General features: G+C 55.8%; 11 protein-coding genes. 7 read left to right on the plus strand and 4 right to left on the minus strand.

The window, feature by feature from the left end:
- The first annotated feature begins 21 nt into the window (after window positions 1-21).
- From AArc1_RS00130 to AArc1_RS00160, 6 genes are all read left to right on the plus strand, one after another.
- On the plus strand, window positions 22-1,104 hold the full coding sequence (locus tag AArc1_RS00130; RefSeq protein WP_228442296.1) for a hypothetical protein: 1,083 nt from the start codon (window positions 22-24) through the stop codon (window positions 1,102-1,104).
- A complete protein-coding gene (locus AArc1_RS00135; protein ID WP_117362364.1) occupies window positions 1,097-3,283 on the plus strand; it encodes a VirB4 family type IV secretion system protein in 2,187 nt (728 codons plus the stop codon). Before AArc1_RS00130 ends, AArc1_RS00135 begins: the two co-directional genes overlap by 8 nt.
- Entirely contained in the window at window positions 3,276-7,625 is a 4,350-nt protein-coding gene (locus AArc1_RS00140) for an ATP-binding protein (protein ID WP_117362365.1), read from the plus strand. Before AArc1_RS00135 ends, AArc1_RS00140 begins: the two co-directional genes overlap by 8 nt.
- Window positions 7,626-8,013: 388 nt before the next feature.
- Window positions 8,014-9,237 (plus strand): phage NrS-1 polymerase family protein, encoded by a 1,224-nt coding sequence (locus tag AArc1_RS00145; protein WP_117362366.1) that lies wholly within the window; start codon window positions 8,014-8,016, stop codon window positions 9,235-9,237.
- Window positions 9,238-9,840: 603 nt separating this feature from the next.
- Complete coding sequence (locus AArc1_RS00155) at window positions 9,841-10,563, plus strand: DUF7437 domain-containing protein (RefSeq protein ID WP_117362367.1); 723 nt, start codon at window positions 9,841-9,843, stop codon at window positions 10,561-10,563.
- Between the two features lie 9 nt (window positions 10,564-10,572).
- Window positions 10,573-11,103 carry a hypothetical protein gene (locus AArc1_RS00160; RefSeq protein ID WP_117362368.1) on the plus strand — a complete coding sequence of 177 codons (531 nt, stop codon included), beginning with the start codon at window positions 10,573-10,575 and terminating at the stop codon, window positions 11,101-11,103.
- Window positions 11,104-11,615: 512 nt separating this feature from the next.
- Here AArc1_RS00160 and AArc1_RS19725 read toward each other — a convergent pair.
- Window positions 11,616-11,780 (minus strand): hypothetical protein, encoded by a 165-nt coding sequence (locus AArc1_RS19725; protein WP_228442299.1) that lies wholly within the window; start codon window positions 11,778-11,780, stop codon window positions 11,616-11,618.
- Here AArc1_RS19725 and AArc1_RS00165 point away from each other — a divergent pair.
- A complete protein-coding gene (locus AArc1_RS00165; RefSeq protein ID WP_228442298.1) occupies window positions 11,709-12,578 on the plus strand; it encodes an outer membrane protein assembly factor BamB family protein in 870 nt (289 codons plus the stop codon). The genes AArc1_RS19725 and AArc1_RS00165 overlap by 72 nt on opposite strands.
- A gap of 410 nt (window positions 12,579-12,988) precedes the next feature.
- Here the strand turns inward: AArc1_RS00165 and AArc1_RS00170 are convergent, their stop codons facing one another.
- From AArc1_RS00170 to AArc1_RS00180, 3 genes are all read right to left on the minus strand, one after another.
- Window positions 12,989-13,540 carry a transposase gene (locus tag AArc1_RS00170; protein ID WP_117362370.1) on the minus strand — a complete coding sequence of 184 codons (552 nt, stop codon included), beginning with the start codon at window positions 13,538-13,540 and terminating at the stop codon, window positions 12,989-12,991.
- Window positions 13,537-14,046, minus strand: a complete 510-nt coding sequence (locus AArc1_RS00175) for an IS630 family transposase (protein WP_117362371.1) — start codon at window positions 14,044-14,046, stop codon at window positions 13,537-13,539. Before AArc1_RS00175 ends, AArc1_RS00170 begins: the two co-directional genes overlap by 4 nt.
- A gap of 606 nt (window positions 14,047-14,652) precedes the next feature.
- Complete coding sequence (locus AArc1_RS00180; RefSeq protein WP_117362372.1) at window positions 14,653-16,302, minus strand: MBL fold metallo-hydrolase; 1,650 nt, start codon at window positions 16,300-16,302, stop codon at window positions 14,653-14,655.
- Window positions 16,303-16,345 lie beyond the last annotated feature (43 nt).

The raw sequence follows: 16,345 nt of genomic DNA on the forward strand, positions 1-16,345 counted from the left end.
GAAGCAGCTTCCCGACGAATTATGGACGAACTAGGTGAAGAGAACCGCGTTCCGATCGTCAACGTCGACGAGGGTGACGTCTATGTCCTCCTCGGATTCCCGATTGCGGGATTGCTTGTTGGTGGCTTCAGTGGTATCGACGCACTCGTCTTCCCACTTGTACTGGGTGGTGTTGCTCTCGGGGTGGCATCCGTCTACGCCAGCCCGTCGCATCTGTCGGCTGCAACATGGCTCACTGATGTTTATCGACACTACTGCAAACGCCCTCGAGTGACATACAGCGTCCCCGAAAAGGACGAACACGCCCACAACCATTCGAATTCGACGAAGAACGAAGGCGGACTGGTCAACTACACTCCCTTCGCACCGGACGAGCGAACGCAGGATCTAACCACTATCGAGCGAGCGTGGCCCGGTGCACGAACCGTCCAGCGTGCCGATGGGACGATGGAGGCGTTTCTCGAGATCGATCCGGGGAATATGGACTTCGCGATGAGCGGCGACTGGGTCCACGTTCAGGATGTCGCCGCCGAATTCGCAAACAAAGAGCTCGATTATAATCTGAAGTTCCATGCGACGACCCGGTCGTTCCCCGTTGAGGACCTGATCACACAGATCGATGAGCGACTCGAGGACGAAGACGTTTCTGAGAACCCGATTTTCGAGGAACTACTAGCAGAGTACCGCGAGCAACGTCCTCGAGATCTCGACGGCGCTCAGCAGATTCGCTATTTTATCGGTGTTCAGGTCAATCCCCTTGAGGTCTACAACCGATATCGTGACGAACAATCGCCCGCTGAGAAACTGACGACGCTACCAGTTATCGGGTTTCTGTTCAACCCCTTCGTAACTCGTCGTGAGGATCTGAGCGACGCAGAAGTTCGGGCCAAGATGTTCGACAAACTCGACCGTCGTTGTCGGGCTGTCCAGACTGAACTGGTCCAGAACGCACCCGGATGGTCGGCTCGTCGCCTGAGTACAGTCGAGTTGTTCGTCCTCGCGATGGACTTCTGGAACGGCGAAGAGCACGATTACGACGACGCGAGCGACGCCGTTCGCGAACAGCCTGCTATCGGTCACCAACGGAGGGTGGACGATGAGTAGCCCACTCTCTGTTGGCGGCGTCTCTGTCACCGATCTCGAGCAGTCTCTCGCGTCACTCGAGCCGACTCACATCGTTGCAGGGCTGGTTCTGGTTGGTGTCCTCCTCGGTGTTGGCGTGAAGACCTATCGGGACCGAGCGAACGACGATGAGGAAGAAGTCGACCTCTCAGCCCTCCTGGACGAGGAGACACTCGAGGCCGGTGACGTCGAAGGAGAGCTCCTCGAGGATATTGCTGAACGGCACAAGAGTGCTGTTGCTCCATCGGCGATCACGTGGGAGACGCGAGCTGCACAGGTCGGTGAGCAGTGGACGTCCACGCTGTACATTGCCGACTATCCCGACTACCCCAAAGACGGCTACCTGAACGAACTGTTCGAACTGACCGATATCGAGTTCGATCTCACCGTCCATATCACACCGAAAAATCAGCAGAAAGCCCGTGACGAACTCCAGCGAGTCGCGGATGATCTCCAGATCGATGCGGACCTCGAGCAAAGCGTTCGCGGTGCGTACCTGCAGGAGCGGGCCAACGAAGCAGTATCGACGTACAAGGCGGTCGAGAACGGCAGCCGTGTGTTCGATCAGGGGATGTTCGTCACCGTCAGAGCAGATACCAAGGAAGCACTTCGAGAGTCAGTTCGAATCATCCGGAGCCGCCTTCGCGAGCAGCCCGCCGGTCTCTCACCGAAGACGGCGATCTGTAAGCAGTATCTTGCACTCCAGGCTGCGGCCCCGATCGGATCGAATCCGTTTGGCCGCGAAGCGATCTCGCTCGGTGGCGCCGTTGGCGCATTACTCGCCTCACCGCATAACGCGACGATTCTCGAGGACGGCGGTGTGGAGTTTGGAACCCACTGGAAGAACGAAAGTCCCGTCGTGATCGATCCGTTCGCTCGCGAAAACGGGTACGCAATGTTCACCATCGGCGATCCTGGCTCCGGAAAGTCGTTTGGTGCGAAGCAGAACTTCATCCGTTCGATCGAACAAAGCGAGGATCGAATTGGGATCATCCTCGAGCCACTGAACAATTGGGCTGGCGTCGCCGAAGCCCTCGGTGGAACGCGGATTACGGTCGGTGGCGATATGGGACTGAACCCACTCGAGATCAAGCCGACACCGGAGCGGATCCAGCGAGCGATGGGTGAGGATGCGAGTCCGTATCGAGAAAAGCTTGACAGCGTGATGAGCTTCCTCTCGAACTACTTCGCCCTCCGTGGCATCCAACTCGGCGATAAACGAACGACACTCGAGACGGCCATCGAAGAAGCGTACGCTCGAAAGGGAATTACGGACGACATCGCGACACACGATAACGAGAGCCCGACGATGCGAGACGTCCTCGATATCCTCGAGGAGATGGTCGACAATGCAGAGGGGTTCGTGGTTAGAACCGATGAAGAGGCCAGAAAGATCGAGTCGGATGCAACGTGGCTGATCGACCAGCTCCGGTCCTTTGCAGAGGACGGCCGCTACGAAAATCTTGGGCGACCGACCGAGTTCGACCTTCGCGACGAGAAAGTCATCTACCTCGACCTGGCCCAACAGGAGGGCAGTCTGGGCGGCAGCACGAGTCTCATCATGCAGCTGTTGATCACGCTGGTCTACGAACGAGCGAAGGAGACGGACAAGGAGGTTGTGTTCGTTATCGACGAGGCTCGGTACCTGATGCAGGATGCAGCGAGCCTCGAGTACCTCGAGATCGTGTTCCGTCACCACCGTCATCACGACCTCTCCATTCGGATGATCACCCAGACCGTTGATGAGTTCTTCCAGCACACTGAGTCCGAGGCGATCCTCGATCAGTGTGCGATCAAGCAGTTCCACCATCTCGATGGGATGGACCAGCACTGGGCCAACGAATTCGGGCTGAACTCGGCACAGATGCGGTTCGTACAGGACGCTGTCCCCGGAAGTGAGGACATCGGGTATTCGGAGGCGCTCGTCGGCGTCGACGGTGACTGGCGAGGTATCGAGGTCCACGCACTCGAGAAGGAGAAGGACGTGATCGACTTCGACGCCAAAGAGCAATCTCGAACAGAGCTGCCCGGAGTCTCTGAAGAAGTTGGACGACAACCCGAAGAGGATACGCGACCAGACGAGACGGCGCCCAAAGAGCAGCAAGACGCGGATCGTGAGGTGCTGACGTGGTCAGACGGAGGTGACCGTCCCAATGCGTGAGTATATTCGAGTGACACCAACCTCTGAAGAACTTCACACCACAGAGATTCCAGCCGCACTGGAGAGCCTGCACAAACTGACGAACCCGAATGTACGTGGGTTGTCGGACCGGCTGAATCCGTTTGCTGATACTGCCCCGCCGACGTTCGAATTCCTCGCTGTCAGTGAGGGCGAAGACGAGCCGGTCGAGTTCTACTACGGTGTTGACCAACCAGCACACCTCGAGACGCTCGAGAAACGGCTCAAGACGATCTACCCGCGGACGTTCGACATCACGCGGTGTGAGCTGGACCTTGAGCGAAAACTCATCCAACCAGTCGAATACACGCAAAACGAGTATCGGGAACGACTTGCAGACGGAAGATTGCTGGAGTCTCCAGACACTGATGAACAGGTAGACCACGAGCAAGACGGAGTCGAGAGAACTGACGGTGGCCGGTCGATCGTCGACGACGAACCCGAGTTGGCTAACCTCGAGACGGAAGCCAACGACATCGAACGTGACGAATCAGTCCTCGAGTACACATCCGACGCGTCTACTAAAGACGGGGATTCAGCGTTCGATGAAGAAACGTCGTCCACTTCAGAGTCCGCGACCATCTTCACCCGGCCATCATTCGAGGAGGTCGAGCCGATCGGTGTCCAGTGGTACGGTCGGGCCGAGCGCAAACGCGACTGGATGACAACTATCAAATCGTTCGCGAACCGGGATCCAGATCCAACCGAGTACGACACTGAGCAGCCTCCACTCGCGACGTTGATCGATCACCTCACCGAACTCGAGTACCCAATTGCGTTCCAGGTGGTCTGGCAGCGCAAAGCCGAATGGGGTGCTGACGCGGAGTTGCGAATCGAAGACCTTCGAGATGGACGAGATACGTTTGGGCAACGGTACATCGGCCCGCTGTTCGAGATCGGCGAGATTGACCCAGAGGACCGACAGCAGAATCTCGGGACCGAAGCCCAGAACCGAATCGACCGGATCCAAGCTAAACATCCAAAGCGGACGTTCACCGTCAATGCTCGAGCAGTTGCAGTACCAGCGCCCGATGATGGCGAGACGGACGACCGTATCGAAATCCAACTTGATCAACTCGCTCAATCGCTGAACGCCTTGGATGGCCCGTTCTACGAACTCGAGGGACACCGACTCCGATCGAAGGGCGTGTTGAATCGAATGAAACGAAAACGTGCTCGAGCGGTCCTCGAAAATATTCTCGATGGAGAACTGGCCACAGGTCGAGGGAAATGTAGGCCGGACCTCGTGTTGAACGCTGATGAGCTCGCGAATCTCACTGTCGTCCCATCGTCCCAGGACCTGACGGTCGAAGGAAGCCGTGGTACGCGTTCTGAGCAACGCTCTCGGAATCCGCTCCCACGACCACACCCGGATCTGATGGACGAGTTTCGAGAGGGCATGGCAATCGGATATGCGATCGATGAGAACGGTGAGACAGAGGATGAACCGGTCTGTATCCCGCCGTCGTTACTTCCGACTCATTACGTCCGTGCGGCAACCACTGGCGGCGGAAAGTCGAAATCACTGACCAACGACAAGCTCTCGCTCTACGAGCAGACCGACGGGCCGATCATCCTGATCGACGCAAAGGGCGACGGCCTCTGTGAGGACTACATGCAAGCCCACGCTCGTCGATTCGGTGTCGACGATCTCGAGGAGAACGTCGTACATTTCCCGATTCCCGAGGTACTCCCCGGATTTGCGTTCTTCAACATCGAGCGCCAACTCGAGAATGGTGTCCGGCGCGTCGACGCGGTCCAGAACAAGGCCGATCACTACGAGGAAATTCTGAAGATGGTGATGGGTGAGGAGCGCTACGAGCGAGCAGTCGTCGCGCCAACGCTCATCAAGTATCTCATCAAAACGCTCTATGACGACGAATATGGCCGTGAGAACGGTCGCTACCGAGAGAGCGTCGATTACTTTGCCCACGATCAACTCGAGTACGTCGTCGACCAACTCTGGCGGGCTGGACCACCAGAGCCTGAGGAAGGGGCTGCCCCACGCTCGAATCATCCACAGGTGCAACGACGGATCGATCGTCAGCTCCAGCTTGATTCGAATACCTTCGCAACGGTGATGGGTGGGGTAAGCAACCGCCTCGACTACATTTCCCAGGACGAGCATCTCCGGCGGGTGTTCAACAACACTGAGTCGCAGTTCGACTTCCGCGACGTCCTCGATGATCGCAAGGTAATTCTGTTCGACCTCAGTGGGCTTCGCGATGACTCGGCGAAGGCGATGACGGGTGTGATTCTGACGGAGCTTTACAACGCGCTGAAAGAGCGTGGTGACGGTTTGCAGCAGAAGCCGGATGACTACGTGGTCAATCTGATAATCGATGAGGCCTCGAGTCTGGCCGTCTCTGACGTAATGAACACGCTGTTGGAGAAGGGACGGAGCTTTCGGCTTTCAGTGGGGCTCTCACTGCAGTTCCCCGAGCAACTCGACGTCAAGGGCGGCCGTGAGGTCTACCTGAACGTTCTGAACGACGTCGGGAGTCCAATCATCGGCAAGATTGCCGTCGACAATGAGATTGCGAAGGTAATGGCGCACGAAGACATGGACCCCGTCGAGTTCGCCAATCGGATCCGGTCACTTCCACGTGGCGAGTGGATTGTCCGCTTACCGAGTCCAACGTTCGGTGAAACTGGGCCGGAGCCGTTCAGTTTGGCTCCGCTACCGATTCCGCCAGGCCATCCCGAGAGTGATGATCCCCTGACTGACCGTGAGAAGCAGGCGTTTCAGAACGCGCTCGAGCGGATTCATGAGCGGGCGGACACCGAGCACGGCGTCGTAACGGACGCGCCGCCTAGTACTCAGACACCGATGGCCGTTCGTGATGAATTTGACCTACCCACTGATGATCTTGATGTAGCGCTTGCGACGGTCATTCGAAGCGTCCAACTTCAACACGGGGTTCGGAAGGAAAACGGATGGGTACCTGCTCCAGATGTTGACGACGAACTTCGGAGGCGCTTCGAAGCAGTTGATGCAGATCCACCTGCAATTGCAGAGCTTGGTGACGTTCGAGAGCGATCACACCTAATCGAGGTTACGCTCGATTCAGAACGGGATGATATCGTCGTTCGGCTTACTGAAGACGGTGAATCCATCGCTGCGCCAGATACGGGGCACGTTCGAGCAGCAGGTGGCGAAAAACATGATGCTGCACTACTGGACGTGGAGCAGATCCTCTCCGAATACGGCTTCGCCGTCACCGTATTCACTCAAGACGGGAGCGAAAAGCCCGATGCTCGAGCGACACATCCTGACTCTGAGCACGTCTTCGACATCGAGGTTGAGTCGACGACGCCGGAAAACCCAGTGAAGGTCTTGCAGAACCTGAAACGAGCACATGAAGCTGGACACATTCCTCTATTTGTTGTCGGCTCTGATGAAGCGAATCAAGATCGGTTGTCGACGGCAGCCCGTGTCGATCGAATTCTTTCGTCGCCGGTTAACACACTCGAGTCAGGAGATGTCCGTCTGTATACGACTGATACGTACATCACGTTCGATGGCGGTGCACATCGACGAAAAGGTGTCACTGCAGTACGCCCCCTCACTGATGGGTCCAAGCGAACGAACTGGCTTCTCGATGAGGGTTCGTACGTTCTTCTCAATGAGAACGGTAACGAACTCACTCGGGTTACGTCATTTGAGTCACTTACACGGGAGGACGTTCCAGCGGTCTACAGCTATAACCAGACCAGCGGAGAGTTTGTCGTCTACGAACACGGGAACAAACACCGGTACGATACGAAAGCAGAGTTCGAGCGTGAGTGGGCTCGAATCAAGCGTCCATTTGTTCCCGATGTTGACCTTCCAGCAGTCGATTTCAATTGTCGTGAGTACGCTGTTCTCGCACTGAGTTCGAACGATACTGACGACGCCTCACTTGTTATCTATGACGATGGTGAGACAATCCCGCTTTCAGACATCCATGAGTGGCTCTCGAGTCCAACGCAGAATTCCGATCGTGACTTCACGGAGGCAGAGACCGAGCAGCACGCAGACGTCAACGGGTCATCCGATACCCAGGAGATCCCAGAAGAAGCGTATGATGATCCTGATACCGCGATTGCGTCGTTTGTCGACGCCTGCCTCTGTACTGCAGATGAAGGTTCCCTTACTCCGGATGAGGTCTATGCAGCGTATGAGATGTGGGCATCGGACCACGGTATCTCGGTCGAGAGCAAGAACTGGTTTGCTCGTCGTCTCGGAGAACATATCGAGTTCGAGCGTGAGACTGTCTATCGGGATGGCAAAACGATCCGGTGCTACGCAGGATTAGCACTCCACCCAGAGGTCAAGCAATGAGTGGTTCAATCCTTGATCGATGGTGTCCTTTCGAAGGGGTAGCCTGTCCAAGAAAACCACCTATACCAAATTACATGTCCATTATTAGGTCGTTACGACATTTAGGGTACCCAATTGCTGTATCCCTCTCATTCGACCAACTTCGGGCGTCTCAGCGTTCTTACGGCATTTTCAATAAGCCTGGACGCAGTCTTACGGCATTTCGATTTGCCGTAAGACGTTCACGTCATGCGTTTTTCCGGACCCAGGCACGATTCTTACGGCAAAAACCAACTAGTATAGAGAAGGGGTCCCCCGTTGGTCAGGGTAACTCACAATGTAGAATAGTCGAGATGGTGAATTGTTTGACTCCAGAGAAGTGCGGAGTCAAATCTGTAGGTGAGAACCAATGAGTGAGACTGAAGCACCAATTAATGGGGGGACGATTCCGGAAGCGCTCATCGAACGAGCCCAGTGGATTTGCTGGCGAGCAGAGGATCGCGATGGGAAGACAACGAAAGTGCCAGTCGATCCAGAGACAGGAAACTTTGCATCGACGATGGACGACCGGACGTGGACTGTGTTCGAGCGAGCGCTCGAGTACGCGACGAGTGGTGCAGCTGATGGGATCGGATTCGTCTTCACGGCGACGGATCCGCTGGTCGGTGTGGACTTAGATGACTGCCGCGATCCTGAGACAGGCGAACCACTCGAGCCGGCGCCGTCGATCATCGAACAGCTAGATTCGTTCACCGAAGTCTCCCCGTCGGGAACGGGATATCACGTAATCCTCGAGGGCGACCTTCCCGATGGTCGGAACCGGCATGGCTCGATCGAGATGTACGATCAAGCTCGCTTCTTTACGGTGACCGCAGACCACGTCGACGGAACACCGGCGTCGATCAACGAGCGCCAGGAGGCACTCGAGGAGGTTCACGAGGAATTCATCGCATCCAAGGTGAGTGGCGCGGCTGACACTGTTGATGCCGATCCACCGAACACAGGGACTCGTGATCAGTCACTGGAACTCGAGGATGAGGACCTCCTAGAGAAAGCACGGTCGGCGAGCAACGGGGAGAAGTTCGATCGACTGTGGCGTGGATCCACAGCTGGCTACGACAGCAAGTCGGAAGCCGATATGGCGCTGTGTTGTTTGCTTGCATTCTGGACCGGTGGGGATCGCACACGGATGGACCATCTCTTTCGACAGTCTGGACTGATCCGCGAAAAGTGGGACGAGGTTCACTATGCGGATGGGTCGACGTACGGTGAGAAAACGATCGAACGGGCTATCGGTGCAACGGACGAGTTCTACGATCCGTCAGCAACTGGCTCAGGAAAGACGACGGAAACTGGAGTCGAATCTCCGTTCGAGGGCCATGTCCAGAACGATGCTTCGAGGCCTGAGCAGACCTACCTCGAGGAGAAAAACCGACTGCTCGAGCAACGAGTCGATGAACTCGAAGGGACCATCGCTGAGCAACGTGAGCAACTAGAGATGCTCACCGCAGAGCGTGACGAGCTGCGTACGCTCCTCGATCAGCGAGAGGAGGAATTGGAGAAAATTCGTGATCAACTTGTAGATGAGCGATCCGTCCGTAGTCGCATGAAGCGGTTGTTTCGAAGCAGTTGACTCGGCGTGTCCATCGAATTCCGGTTAGTTACCCCACAAAAAGGCCATTGTCTGGTGTGTGGGGTAACTGGTGTTTCTTGCTCCCTGGAGGGGCGAGGGAGTCACAGAATTCTCCCTCTGAACCATGAGTTCTCAGAGATCACAACCAGTTAGCAGTGAGTCAGAAGCGCTTCGAAATCGCACAGATTGGGAAGCCGACGACGTTCCTCAACTCCTCGTTCCAAATGATCGAAGCACTACGTCAATCATCTCTTTTGTCGAATGGGTACTCGTTGAGCTTACACACGAAAATATCGGCGCTGAGTACCGGTCGTCACATCTCTGGGGTCAAAAGCGAACTCAGTATACTGCAGCGGACTCCACAGGAGAGTTCTTTTTGAAGCGACACCACGATGCTCGACTCGGCTGGTACACCGAGACACTCCACCGAGAAGAACTCCGAACGGAACTCGTAAGCCGATTATCGAGATCTCGTCCAGAGACATCCGATCCGTCTCTCGACACAACGTATCGGTGTGACCACTTTGTTTTCAAGCCGATCTAGCAATTCCGCCAGAAATAGTCTCCCAGAAGTAGAGAAGAGCCAGCGGTAGTCTGAAGTACATGGACTTCGAACAAACGAGTATGACCGATACGGATCGCATTCGTCCCGATGGTGGAATCGACGCGTTAGACCCACCACCGACAGACATCATGGACGAAGAGACGCTCGACCCGGCAGCGCTTGCCCAGAACGCACCTCGCCTCGAGACAGTCGTTCAACTCCTCAATCAGCCAGCGCTGGCTCGTGTGTACGTCTACGTCTGCTATTGGGGGCCCGTTTCGCCGCCGGAGATTATGGACGGTCTCGAGCTATCGAAATCGACGACCTACGAATACGCCGACCAGCTGGTCGACCTCGGTCTCGTCGATCGAGATGACTCGACACGTCCGCAGCAATTGACGGCCGATCCGATCATCATCGTCGAGCAGTACGTCCCCATCGTCATCACGCCGACGGTCTTGCACGCACTTGCGATGCAGGAAGTTGACGAGGATGTCGAGTACTTCATGGACCGCTACGGTGCTGGCAAACTCATCGCTGCGCTGCGAGGTGCAGGATTACACTTCGCAGGGAAGACGACCCAACGGATGGTCGCCACCGATATCGACGTTCGCGAGACCGAAGCAATGATGATCATCTACGCGCTCGAGCCAGCGCTGACTGTGGGCCGAACCCACGATCCGTTCTTCGAGCATCTGTTTCCGGATGTCCACGACCAAATGGACCTTCCTTCTCTTGACGAGGTAGATGGTGCCCCCAAAGAGTCAGATTCCCACGAGTGAGGACGTTGGATGAGCCAAGACAATCTACTCTCTTCCGAACAAGACGTCCTCGTCGACGCAAACGTCTTCTTTGCGATCGGTCACCCATCGAACCCGAAATACGCCCGATTTCGGAGTGCTGTCCGGAACGCCGGTGTCGTGTGCAAACTTCCTCAGCGCGTTATTGGAGAGCTTGGTGGCTCAGAGACGGATCGCGTACAGACAGCTCTTGATGAAGAATGGGCCGAAATCATCGAAGCACCACCGCCGACAGACGGAGATGCCGTCGCAGCAAGCGATATCGCCACGAGAACGATCGCGAACGAAACCGGCAAGCCCGAACATGAGGTCGAAAAAACGGATGCAATTCTCGCAGGACTAGCCATCCAGTACGTTAGAGATCGATCGACAGAGCGTGTGGTCGTACTGACCGATGATAAGCCTGCCCGAAAAGGGATCGAAAACGCGGTCACCGCACAAGGCTATACTGATGTGATCTCCGTCTACGGATTGACAGACATCATCGGAAATGATTCCGGTGATTCGATGCGGTTAATTTGAGCAAAGTGAGTAGATATGCCTACTTTGGCCTTGTTGAAATCCTCAAGCGGTGATAAATTCCTTTTGTCGTGCTGCACACAGAGCATAAGTTCAGCACGCAGTGTCTGTTTTGTTCGTTCAAAATCAGCTGAATCTGTTGGAAGTATGCGCTTGCGAACCCGACCTCGTAAGAGGAAGATCATCGATTTAGATTGCGTTTCCTTTCAAGTTCGAACGACACAGCAGTCATTGAGTAGAATCAGGGAACATTTCGTATGTTTTTATCAACGCACCTGAATCTTTTTATTATGGGATAGCAATCGTCAATCGTGTCCCCCATGCGCCGCCGCCGGATTCTTTTGCTCACATCCTCCGCGACTGTCGGCCTCGCCGGCTGTACTACCGCTCGAGAACGTGTCGGCGACATCCGTCACAGTCCACCGGAGCGCCGTGTTGCCCCCGACTGGCGCCCCGAACAGGGAATGTGGGCCGAACGAGATTATGGCCCCCAGAAATGCCGACACAACCCCCACTCAACGGCACCACGAACCGAGCCTTCCATCGACTGGCAACGCGATCTCGACGAGGCGCTCAGCGATGGCTGGCTCGTCGTCGCCGATGACACCGTGTATCTCGCAACGCGGCATCGACTGTGGGCACTCGACGCCAATGACGGAGAGCTTCGGTGGGAACACCATATCGACGGCTCCGCCGGACTGAAATACATCGATGGACGCTTATATCAGCTGAACTGGGATCTTCAGGCACCGGAGCTGGTGGCTCGCTCACCCGATGGAGACGAGCAATGGCGAACCACCGTTTCACAACAAATCAGAGGCGTTCACGAGCAGAACGGATACGTGTTCGTCGCAGGTCGGAATCGGTATTGGGTGCTCCACGCTGACACTGGTCAAATCGTGCGTGGGCGCGACGATTGGGTGAGAAACATGGCGTCAGCTGGCGATTCGTTATATGCTGCCTCTTCGGGGATTCTCGTCAGGTACGATGTTGATGGTCGGACACTCGAGGAGCGGTGGCGGGCACAGAGTGAGTATCCCACGGAATCGGGCCAGCCTGTGATTATGGAGGATCAAATCTGTGACCTACAGTATCAACCCTCTGCGGACGATGGAGACGTGGTGCTCTACAGTTCCGCAGGAGAGAAACGACACAGAATCGACCTCGATTACCGACCGTACCGGCTCACAGTTACCGAGAACGGCCTGATCGTCTCGCCGTCCGCGACGAGCGACGGGCCCCTCCTTGCGATACGATCTGACGGTAGTCAACGATGGACGGCTGACGTGAGCGGGCACGCCAGCGCGATTGCTGCCAACGAAACAGTGTATGCTGGGTACCCATTGGTCGCACTGGATGTCGAGTCCGGTGAACGTCTCTGGAAGCAAGATTCAATCCGGCCCGTCCAGCTTGCCGCTACGGACTCGACGCTATACGCCGTAACGGGAGACAGTCGCCTCGTCGCCTTACGTGAGTGATCTACTTCAGCTGACGGACAACACCATGGACGGAACTGCGCCTCGTTACGACAACCGCCATCCTAGGACCCATTCGCGCTATAGATTCAGCAGACGCTCGTCAACCTATCCGGAGAACGTCAGAACCGGCCTGCTGCATAGAGAGAGTGGATGCAGCACGACGACCCTGTTTGTTTCCCGCCGAAAGCGGTGAACCTTCCTCTCATCACACGTACGAACTGAACGACACACCCACCTCAAATCAGACTGAAAACGAGTTATCGGTTTGCAATAGCAACTGCCAGTGCTTCTAATTCAGGATGGCCATGATACCGCACTCTATTGCTTCTCTTGTCATGCTCAAGATACCCGATCTCGGTCAGTCGAGGGAGCACTGAGTGATAGTGATGCAGATGTATTTTTACCGTTCATCAGGGACACAGATAATTCCAGATGTTTGGTTCGTTGATCTGTGAGATTCCTCTCGCTAGATGTTGTTTCAGCCTCGGGAGATCTGGGATCAACCGATGTTTGAACCACTCGTTTAGCTGATCCCAGCAACCTTCGACAGGGTTCAGCTCGGGGAGTTTCGACGGAAAGTACCACACTTCGAGGCCGTCTCCACGCACGCAGGCGACCGAACTGTCTCCGACAGTTTCGGTCGCCCGCTCACCACTAACGTGTTCCCACAGATCCCGTGCATAGAAGTACCCTGCCCGGTCAAGAAATACCACTAACTCCTCCCCAAACTTCTCTTTCAACGCTTCTAACAGCCGAATCCCGTGAAATCTGTTCAGGTTTTCTTCCGTCCAGAAGTAGAAGCTGTCACCGTCGTCGGTGACAGCGCCGAGCACTGTCACCTTCTTCCAAGAGTTCGAGGTCTCTATTGTTGGATTCGAGCCAATCGGATACCACCCACGTCGTTGAACCGTCCCGACTCGCTTGGTGAACTGATCAACGACAACGACAGTCTTCTCGCTCAGTTCGGGCCGTTTTTTTCGACTGTCTCTTTAAATTCGGCTTCTTCTTCGGGATCGGCTTCGTGATTGCGAGGCCGCGCTGTCCGCCAGGACAGCCCGGCCTCGTGCAAGAGATATCGCGCGTGGCTTTCGGTGTACTCAACGTCGAACTCTTCTTTGACGTAGTGAAGCAGAAGCTTTGGCGACCACGCTTGGTGCTCGTAGCCAAGTTCGGTCGGTGGCTGCTGGAGAGCTTCTTCCAACTGCTCGCGTTCGTCAGCGGTGAGTTTCGATGGTCCACCCGGTCGAGGGTCGTCGTAGGGTGCCTGCTCGATCGGTTCTTCCTCGAACCGATCGAGCCAGTTACGGATGGTTTTCTCGACAACCCCGTGACGTTCAGCCAGCGTCGCGATCTTGTCGCCCTGCTTGCGGCCGATCGCCGCAAGCACTCGCTCCCGTGGAATCTCTCCCTCTGTCTGCTCTCGAAGCTCGTGAAGCTCTTCTATAGAGATATCGTCCAGACGACCCATCACATCTCGTTGCATTCAGACCGGTAAATCACTTTGGACATCACTATGATACAACTGCCCAGATATTTGTTCTCTGCCGCCATGAGCCTCCTTTTCGAGATGGTCAATGAGAGCAGTGAGTTGTGTAGTATCTTCCGACGAATTCCGGAAATACGAGAGGATAGGACGGCAGTACTGAGTGGCACAGATAGTTAGCAGATCGTTCGTCATAACAGTCTGTCCTGATTGTGGGTTTTCCATTTTTGTAGTTCGCTTGTTGCAGCACACGTATGGACTGGTATGCGAACCACGTGAGAATCCACGGGAATGGACGGCGGCACGCCGTCGTCAAATCGTCCACTGCGTATTAGAGCGGACGCACACTATGTGATTTCGGATGCTGTACTCTAAACAAGGTGTGTCAACCAGATAAGTAATCGGGTAATGGTTCTATCAATTACTCTCAGGAAAACATTCGTTAAGTCTGTCGCCTATACTGACTGCTCACTACCATCGCAGATTGAATCACATCTCGTGCGACATTCGCGCCCTCTATTCAGCAGTCAACTCTTGTCATCTACCGAGGGTTTCAACAGAGCCTCTACTTTGGATTTGAACCGAACAGGGTTACTCGCTGCGTGGATCTGTCTTGAGCGTTAGTTCGATAATCTCCCCAGGTTCGAGTTCCGCCGGATCCAGAAGGTGCAGAAAGTGATCGCCTTCTTCCCCACTTAACACACGAGCCCTGACTGTCTCCTCCGAACGCTCGAGTTTCGCGTCGATCGCATCGAGTCGAGCGAGGAGTTCTGCCTCAAGCGACTGTTCTTCGAGTGATTCCGTTTCTGCAGGAAGCGTTTCAGTGTCAGATGCCACACTGTCGGAGTCCGTCGACGCATACGGATCTGCCGCAGTCCGTGCAAACGTTGCCTCGAGGGCGTCGAGGTTGACGCCTTCGGCCTCGAGAGTGATCGGTTCGCGTCGGTTGACATCCAGCGTGGTATCAGCCTTGAGAGATTGTTCCTGGACCGCCTCCCAATGGCGTCTTCGAATTCGTCTCGCAGTCGCTTCTGCGATCCACCCAGGGGCGTTCCAGCGCCCATCTTCGTAGAGTCGGTGGACGTCCTGGTCATTCGTCCCCCAGGTGAAACACCGATCGAAGCGGCGTTGAAACCGGTTGAGCGTATCACCTCTTGCATGTTTGATCACGACCTCGATCGGAGCGAGTGAGCGGACGACGTCGTCGATCGTCTCGAGTGTGGGATGGTTGCATAACCGAATCGACCGCGTCGTACACTGGGTATTCGGGATGCCGTCACCGTTCCCTGTCGCGAGTTGGAGAAACAACGCTCCTGGATCGCCGCCAATTGTTTCGAGCAGTCGATGGGAACTCCCGGTTGTGGGTGATTCCGGGCCCGTAATCGTCACGCCACCAGCTTCGAGTACCTCCGCAGATCGCTCGAACACTTCGACAGGTGTGACCGATAGCTCGTCGTACTCGAGTGCGTTGTACAGTTTGGCGGCCTGCCCGACGATGGTAATCGGCAACTCGCGCTCGAGCGCCGTTGCAACGTGGGCGAGGATCGTCGCGTAGTGAACTCCGGTGAGCGAACTCGTTGCGACCACGACTCGCGAACCGGCGAACGCACGCTCGAGCACTGTCTCGAGTGACTCGTTGAGCGCGGTCGTGTACGAATCGTCGCTCGAGACGTTTAGCAACACACAGTCGATATCGAACGGGTACGCGGTCTCGAGCCCTGGAAACCCGGCGCACGGTCGCGCCGTGAAATCCCCGGTAACGAGGAGGTGTTGTTCGCCGCTGAGAAGGTCGTCACTCGAGTTCTCGTCGCAAAATCGGAGTACGAATCCGGCAGCACCAGGAGTATGACCGGCCACGACCGGTCGGGCCTCGAGCGTGGGGAGTATCGACGTCCACTCGTCGATCGGTTCGAGAGCGTCGAGCGCAACCGAGATGTCGCCGAGGTCGTTGTCCTTTTGGGCTTCAGGTAACGCCTGCTCGAGGATCGTCGCCGTCGCGGGTGAGATGTAAATCGGGGCGCTGTGTTGAACGTTTCTCGCGAGTGTTCGGTAGTGATCGATGTGTGCGTGGGTAAGCAAAATTGCGTTTAGATACTCGTCGTCGCCGAGCATGGATTCGACATCGACACCATCGCCAGCATCAATGAGAACACACGCACGCGTGCCATCCTCAGTGGTGAAGCGTAGGAGCGTCGACTCGTTGCCGCTGTGAACGTTCGCATGTTGGTAGGAGACACGCATACGTGGAGGACAGTTTTAATTCAGAACTGCATAAATTTCAGTT

Source organism: Natrarchaeobaculum sulfurireducens (assembly GCF_003430825.1).
Lineage (GTDB): Archaea > Halobacteriota > Halobacteria > Halobacteriales > Natrialbaceae > Natrarchaeobaculum > Natrarchaeobaculum sulfurireducens.

Coding starts and splice junctions, on each gene's coding strand:
- AArc1_RS00130 (WP_228442296.1), top strand. CDS start 22: ATGGACGAACTAGGTGAAGAGAACCGCGTTCCGATCGTCAACGTCGAC.
- AArc1_RS00135 (WP_117362364.1), top strand. CDS start 1,097: ATGAGTAGCCCACTCTCTGTTGGCGGCGTCTCTGTCACCGATCTCGAG.
- AArc1_RS00140 (WP_117362365.1), top strand. CDS start 3,276: ATGCGTGAGTATATTCGAGTGACACCAACCTCTGAAGAACTTCACACC.
- AArc1_RS00145 (WP_117362366.1), top strand. CDS start 8,014: ATGAGTGAGACTGAAGCACCAATTAATGGGGGGACGATTCCGGAAGCG.
- AArc1_RS00155 (WP_117362367.1), top strand. CDS start 9,841: ATGGACTTCGAACAAACGAGTATGACCGATACGGATCGCATTCGTCCC.
- AArc1_RS00160 (WP_117362368.1), top strand. CDS start 10,573: ATGAGCCAAGACAATCTACTCTCTTCCGAACAAGACGTCCTCGTCGAC.
- AArc1_RS19725 (WP_228442299.1), bottom strand. CDS start 11,780: ATGGTGTTCCCACCGAAGCTCTCCGTCATTGGCGTCGAGTGCCCACAG.
- AArc1_RS00175 (WP_117362371.1), bottom strand. CDS start 14,046: ATGGGTCGTCTGGACGATATCTCTATAGAAGAGCTTCACGAGCTTCGA.
- AArc1_RS00180 (WP_117362372.1), bottom strand. CDS start 16,302: ATGCGTGTCTCCTACCAACATGCGAACGTTCACAGCGGCAACGAGTCG.